We start from the raw sequence: 5,239 nt of genomic DNA on the forward strand, positions 1-5,239 counted from the left end.
GCTGAAAAGATCCCAGGGCTCTTCCAAGCGGCCGCGAGCGATCGCGGCCGCTTTTTGCTGCCCCCAGCCTCATTCACCGCCCTGGCTGATGAAAACGGGGATGATTTTAGCAAAACCGATTTTTGGGCGTGAAAAACCCGCTGACATTGCTATATTCAGGGAAATTGCGGTGAAACGGTTCCGTTAGCCCGAGGCTGCCGGACCCGTTTTCTTTTTGTACCCATCGACAAGGCTTTCCCCGAAACGCGGGGGTGGCAGCAGGAAAGGTCAGGCATCATGAACAAGGTCCCGATGACAGGCGAGGGGTTCGCGTCATTGAAGGAAGAACTGCGCTGGCGCCAGCAGGAAGAGCGGCCGCGCATCATCGAGGCGATCTCCGAAGCGCGCTCGCATGGCGACCTGTCCGAAAATGCCGAATATCATGCCGCCAAAGAGGCGCAGAGCCTCAACGAGGGCCGCGTCAACGAGCTTGAAGATTATATCGCGCGGGCCGAAGTGATCGACGTCAGCAAGCTCAGCGGCGACAAGATCAAGTTCGGCGCCACCGTGGTGCTGGTCGACGAGGACACCGAGGAAAAGAAGACTTACCGGATCGTCGGCGACCAGGAGGCGGACGTGAAGTCCGGCCGCATCTCGATCTCCTCGCCGATCGCGCGTGCGCTCATCGGCAAGGAAGTCGGCGACGCCATCGAAGTCAATGCGCCTGGCGGTGCCAGGGGATATGAGATCGTCCAGGTGCAGTTCATCTAGGGGATTTGAGGGGGGCGCGGCTGCGATTTTTAAGCTGAGGTTTGCGTCGCCCCTCATCGCCCTGCCGGGCATTTCTCCCCGTATAGTGACGGGGAGAAAGATGCTCCCGTCGACGATTTCGCCGATTTTCAACGTAGCAGAATAGACGCTGGCCTTGCGTTCAGCTCTCTTCTCCCCGTCGTTATACGGGGAGAGGGTGACGGCAGGCGGATGGGGGGCGGCGCTGGCCTTTCCGATTGACCTCAGTTCTTGCCAGCGTTGGCCTTGCCAAGGACCTGGAGTCCCGCCAGCCTCTCTGCCTCCGCCACCACCTCCGCCGGCATCACACGCTTCCCGGGCACTGCCAAAAGCGTCGACGCATATTGCCCGCGCGGACCCGTCAACCCGGGCTCGGTCGCCAGGAACACCGCAACCGTTGGCAGGCCGAAGGCGCTGGCGAGATGGGTCAGCCCGGTGTCGGCGCCGATGACCAGTTCCGAGCGGCCGATGAACTCAGCGATGTCGGCCAGCGGTGACTTTGGCACCACAACTGTCGATGGCACTGCCTTGGCAATGGCTTCGGCCACGGCCTTCTCGCGCTCGTTCGACCAGGTCGTGACCGGCGTTATCCCCCGCTCAATCAGGAGGCGCGCGGTTTCAATCCAGTCTTCGGCCGGCCATTTCTTGTCTTCGCGGCTGGTGCCGTGCAGCAGGAAGGCGGTTTTTCCGGCAATGCCCGCCAGAGTGCCGACGGGCGGCACGATGCCGGAGTCCAGGGTCGAAAGATCGGGCTGATAGCCGAGCGCCAGCCCGAACAGCCGCCGTGTCCGTTCGATGGCGTGCAGGTCGCGCGGCACGGGATAAGTGGCATCGTAGAACAGCGTCGCAGAAGGTTCGCGCGCGCTCGAACGGTCGAAGCCGGCAATGGGGGCGCCGGCCTGCCTTGCCACCAGAGCCGATTTCAGGAGGCCTTGCGCATCGATGACGAGGTCGTAACGGCAATCGCGCAAGGTGCGGCGCAGGGCGGCCGCCTCGTGCCACGTGGCGCCGTCGAGCAGCGCCTTGCGCCAGCGTCGGATCGCCACCGTGTGAATTCTTTCGATCGCCGGGTGAAGCGCGGCGATACCGGCAAATGCCTCTTCGACGCACCAGTCGAAGGTCAGGTCCGGGCGGTGGAAACGGGCATCCTCGACGGCCGGAAAGGTGTGAATGACATCGCCCATCGACGACGTCTTGACGATCAGCACCTTCATGCCGCTGCCGGGATGTCCAGCAGCCGGTCCGCCGCTGCCGCGACTTGGCCGACTTCCAGCGTCTTCAGGCAGTTGAGGTGGCCGAGCGGGCAGACCTTCTGGTGGCATGGCGAGCACGACAGGCCAAGCCAGACCAACTCGCGGCGTTCCCCCAGCGGCGGCGTGTTCTCGGGCGAGGTCGAGCCATAGACGGCGACGATCGGCGTGCCGACGGCGGCCGCGACATGCATCAGCCCGCTGTCGTTGGACACGGCCAGCCTTGCGGCTGATATCAGATCGATGGCGTCCTCCAGCCGCGTCTGTCCGGCGAGATCGACGACGCCGGGGGCCAGGGCCGCGATCTCCGCCGTCACGTCGCGGTCGTTCTTCGAGCCAAACAGAGCAACCTTCAAGCCTTTGCCCATGAAATCGCGGGCAAGCCCGGCATAGCTTTCGCTGGGCCAGCGCTTGGCCGGGCCGAATTCGGCGCCGGGCATCAGGGCCACGAATTTCTGCGGCGCCAAGCCGAAACGGCCGAGCAGGTCGACCTGGTTTTTCGTGTCCACGGTCAGTCGCGGCGCCCGGAAAGTGCCGCCCTGGGCGAGACCGAAATAGGCCTGCGCTGTGCGTCGTTTGATGCTGTCGGGCAATGGCACGATGTCGGTCAACAGGCCATAGCGCATCTCGCGCAAATTGCCGACACGGCGCGGAATACGGGCAAAGAACGGGATCAGCGCCGACTTCCAGCTGCCCGGCAGGATATAGGCCATGTCGTAGCGGCCGCGCAGCAGGCGGCCGAAGCGGCGGCGATGGGTGAATTCGAGCGCGCCGGGTTTGAGCGGAAAGTCGATCTGCTGGCGGATCTCGGGCATGCGCTTGACCAGCGGCGCGGCCCAGGCCGGCGCCAGCACATCGATAGCGGCGTTGGGACGCAACTCCTTCAGCGCCGAAAACAGGCACTGCGCCATCACCATGTCGCCCACCCAGCGTGGGCCGATCACGAGGATCGTTGGGCTTTCAGCCATTCGACATAGTCTCTGACACCGGTTTCCACTGTCCGGAATTGGCCGTTATAACCGGCCGCGCGCAAACGGGACATATCAGCTTGCGTAAAGCTCTGGTAGCTGCCCTTGAGATGGTCGGGAAAGGGGATGAATTCAATCTCGCCTTTCCCCAACGTGTCGATCACCGTTTCGGCTATGGCGCGGAAGGGCTGGGCACGGCCGGTGCCGCAATTGAAGATGCCGCTTGAGCCCTGTTTCCACAGCCACAGATTGACGTCGGCAACGTCGCCGACGTGGATGAAGTCACGGCTTTGTTCGCCGGGTCCGAACCCGTCATAGGCGCCGAACAGTTTCGGGTTCTGGCCTTGTTCGACCTGGTTGAACAGATGGAAGGCGACGGAGGCCATGGCGCCCTTATGCGCCTCGCGCGGGCCATAGACGTTGAAGTAGCGCAAGCCCACGACCTGTGAATGGTCGGTATCGAAGGCGGTGCGCCCGGCGAACACGGTTCGCCTGACGTAATCGTCGAACAGCTTCTTGGAATAGGCGTATACGTTGAGCGGCCGCTCGAGCGCGGGATCCTCGCGAAACTCCGAGCCGCCGCCATAGACGGAAGCCGAGGAGGCATAAAGGAAAGGCACGCGCAGCGCCTGGCTTGCATGCAGCAGCCGTTTCGAGAAGGCGTAATTCACCTCCATCATGAATTTGCCGTTCCACTCGGTGGTGGTCGAGCAGGCGCCCTGGTGGAACACCGCCTCGATGCGGCCGAGCGAGCCGGCCTCCATGCGGTCCAGGAAATCGTTCTTGTCGAGATAGTCGGCGATCTTGAGATCGGCAAGATTGGCGATCTTGTGACCGTCGGTAAGGTCGTCGACGACCAGGATGTCGTCATGCCCTTCGGCATTCAGCGCGGCGACGATGTTGGAGCCGATCATGCCGGCGCCGCCCGTGACGATGATCATGAAGGGCCTCTGGTTGCTTGCGATTCCGGTCCTTATAGGGGAGGCTAGGCGGGCTGTCGACAAAGCCAGGCGCATGCGCCTGTCCTGCCACTTTTATGCGCTTGTCTGTTTTGTCTGTTTTGTCTATTATGGACAAAACAGGGTGTCCCATGAAAAACTATCCATCGACCGATCTGAAACAGAATCTTGGAGATGTGCTTGCAGCTGCCAGCCAGCAGCCGGTCTCCATCACTCGCCACAACAAGCCGAGATACGTCCTGATGAGCATCGAGACCTACGAAGCGCGCTTCGGCAACGACAGCCGCCGCGTCTACGCTGCGGAGGATGCCCCGACCGAACATGTCGAGATGCTCGAGGAGTACGCCGCGGAATTGGACCGTGATTAAACCCGCCGCTGCGGACGTCTGGCGATATCCATATCTTTGGCATCGTCAACACGGAGACGGCGAGACCGAAGGCCGGAAGTCACGGCCTGTGGCCTTTGTGGCTGTCCTTCCTGGGAAAGCCGGCGGTACGAACCTCTTCATCCTTGCAATCACTTCCACGCAGCCGGGCCGTGATCGCGTTGCCGTCAGCATTCCGGAAATTGAACGCCACCGTGCGGGCCTCGACCCTATGCCCCTTTGGGTCATGGTCGATGAGTACAATCATGATATACTGGAAGCGTCGGCCTATTTCGAGCCGGGTGCGCGAATCGGCGCGTTCAGCCCGTCATTTCACAAGAAAATTATGTTCGCTTTTACTGCGGTTGTCCGCACGGGTCAGTCCAAAGCCATCCCGCGCGCGGACTGAATCGACAGAACAGAGCACGATCGTGAGGGACCAAAAATGCCATCGACCGAACTGCTCATCGCGTTTTTCGCCACCACGGCGATTTTCGCCTACATTCCAGGCCCGGCCATGCTCTATGCGGCCGCGCAGACGATGGCGCGCGGCCGCTGGTCCGGCCTGACGGCGGCACTTGGCATTCATCTGGGCGGCTACGTGCATGTTTTCGCAGCGGCTGCCGGGCTGTCGGTGCTGTTTCATGCCGTGCCGACGCTCTACCTGGCGGTCAAGCTGGTCGGCGCGCTCTATCTGATCTGGCTTGGCGTCTCGCTGTTTCGCAAGCGCGTGGAGGGCGATGCGGCGCTGCCCGCGATCGAGCGCAAATCGGCACGGCGTGCCTTTTTCGAGAGCATCACCGTCGAGGTGCTCAATCCGAAGACAGCGATCTTCTTCATGGCGTTCCTGCCGCAATTCATCGACGCCTCGGCGGCGTTTCCGGTCTGGCTGCAGTTCGTCGTGCTCGGCACGATCGTCAATCTGATGT

At 62.2% G+C, this 5,239-nt stretch carries 7 protein-coding genes; 4 read left to right on the forward strand and 3 right to left on the reverse strand.

Annotated elements, in window-relative coordinates:
• Positions 1-276: 276 nt before the first annotated feature.
• Positions 277-750, forward strand: a complete 474-nt coding sequence (greA, locus tag EN964_RS23400) for a transcription elongation factor GreA (RefSeq protein ID WP_013530066.1) — start codon at positions 277-279, stop codon at positions 748-750.
• Positions 751-992: 242 nt separating this feature from the next.
• Here greA and waaC read toward each other — a convergent pair whose 3' ends face one another.
• Genes waaC through rfaD form a run of 3 tightly spaced genes read right to left on the reverse strand, consistent with a single transcriptional unit; the run spans position 993 to position 3,927 of the window.
• Positions 993-1,982, reverse strand: coding sequence for a lipopolysaccharide heptosyltransferase I (gene waaC, locus EN964_RS23410; protein ID WP_127270422.1), 990 nt, complete (start codon positions 1,980-1,982; stop codon positions 993-995).
• Positions 1,979-2,986, reverse strand: a complete 1,008-nt coding sequence (gene waaF, locus EN964_RS23415; RefSeq protein ID WP_127269896.1) for a lipopolysaccharide heptosyltransferase II — start codon at positions 2,984-2,986, stop codon at positions 1,979-1,981. Before waaF ends, waaC begins: the two co-directional genes overlap by 4 nt.
• A complete protein-coding gene (gene rfaD, locus EN964_RS23420) occupies positions 2,959-3,927 on the reverse strand; it encodes an ADP-glyceromanno-heptose 6-epimerase (protein ID WP_127269898.1) in 969 nt (322 codons plus the stop codon). The genes waaF and rfaD overlap by 28 nt, the downstream gene beginning before the upstream one ends.
• Positions 3,928-4,076: 149 nt before the next feature.
• On the opposite strand from rfaD, the gene EN964_RS23425 reads away from it, so the two are divergent.
• The 3 genes from EN964_RS23425 to EN964_RS23435 form a co-directional block, all read left to right on the forward strand.
• Positions 4,077-4,313 (forward strand): type II toxin-antitoxin system Phd/YefM family antitoxin, encoded by a 237-nt coding sequence (locus EN964_RS23425; protein WP_127269900.1) that lies wholly within the window; start codon positions 4,077-4,079, stop codon positions 4,311-4,313.
• Positions 4,306-4,719 carry a hypothetical protein gene (locus tag EN964_RS23430; protein WP_236382885.1) on the forward strand — a complete coding sequence of 138 codons (414 nt, stop codon included), beginning with the start codon at positions 4,306-4,308 and terminating at the stop codon, positions 4,717-4,719. Before EN964_RS23425 ends, EN964_RS23430 begins: the two co-directional genes overlap by 8 nt.
• A gap of 36 nt (positions 4,720-4,755) precedes the next feature.
• The coding region (locus EN964_RS23435; protein ID WP_164765702.1) for a LysE family translocator at positions 4,756-5,239 on the forward strand (484 nt) is incomplete at its 3' end.

The organism is Mesorhizobium sp. M7A.F.Ca.CA.001.10.2.1, assembly GCF_003998575.1.
Taxonomy (GTDB): domain Bacteria; phylum Pseudomonadota; class Alphaproteobacteria; order Rhizobiales; family Rhizobiaceae; genus Mesorhizobium.

Bases quoted from the DNA above. Each gene is read 5' to 3' on its own strand.
- greA (WP_013530066.1), top strand. From the start codon at position 277: ATGAACAAGGTCCCGATGACAGGCGAGGGGTTCGCGTCATTGAAGGAA.
- rfaD (WP_127269898.1), bottom strand. From the start codon at position 3,927: ATGATCATCGTCACGGGCGGCGCCGGCATGATCGGCTCCAACATCGTC.
- waaC (WP_127270422.1), bottom strand. From the start codon at position 1,982: ATGAAGGTGCTGATCGTCAAGACGTCGTCGATGGGCGATGTCATTCAC.
- EN964_RS23425 (WP_127269900.1), top strand. From the start codon at position 4,077: ATGAAAAACTATCCATCGACCGATCTGAAACAGAATCTTGGAGATGTG.
- waaF (WP_127269896.1), bottom strand. From the start codon at position 2,986: ATGGCTGAAAGCCCAACGATCCTCGTGATCGGCCCACGCTGGGTGGGC.